Origin of the sequence: Pseudomonas sp. BJa5, assembly GCF_030272875.2 — a bacterium.
Taxonomy (GTDB): domain Bacteria; phylum Pseudomonadota; class Gammaproteobacteria; order Pseudomonadales; family Pseudomonadaceae; genus Aquipseudomonas.
In genome coordinates this window covers 1-232 of record NZ_JALRNG020000245.1, presented here as the reverse complement: position 1 = coordinate 232, position 232 = coordinate 1, and the positions used below count along the sequence as shown (strand labels likewise).

General features: G+C 68.1%; 1 protein-coding gene. It reads right to left on the bottom strand.

Annotation, left to right across the window (positions count from 1 at the left end; genetic code table 11):
* Positions 1 to 232 (bottom strand): enolase C-terminal domain-like protein (locus M2D63_RS26185; protein WP_285865931.1); only part of this gene is annotated, 232 nt, incomplete at both ends.

Sequence of the window (232 nt, the reverse complement as noted above, 5' to 3'; positions counted from 1 at the left end):
AGCTGGCGCAGGGTGAGGAAGGCATGGGCCGAGGCCAGGGTGCCGATCGAGACTTCGAGCATGGTCCCGCCATACAGGGCAATGCCGGCAGCCTCGGCGATGTGCGCAGTGCGCAGCACGGCGCGCGGGCCGCCGTTCTTGGCGATCTTCAGGGCGAAGATGCTGGTGGCACCGTCGGCGGCCAGGCTGAAGGCGTCCTCGACGCTTTCGATCGACTCGTCGGCCATGATCG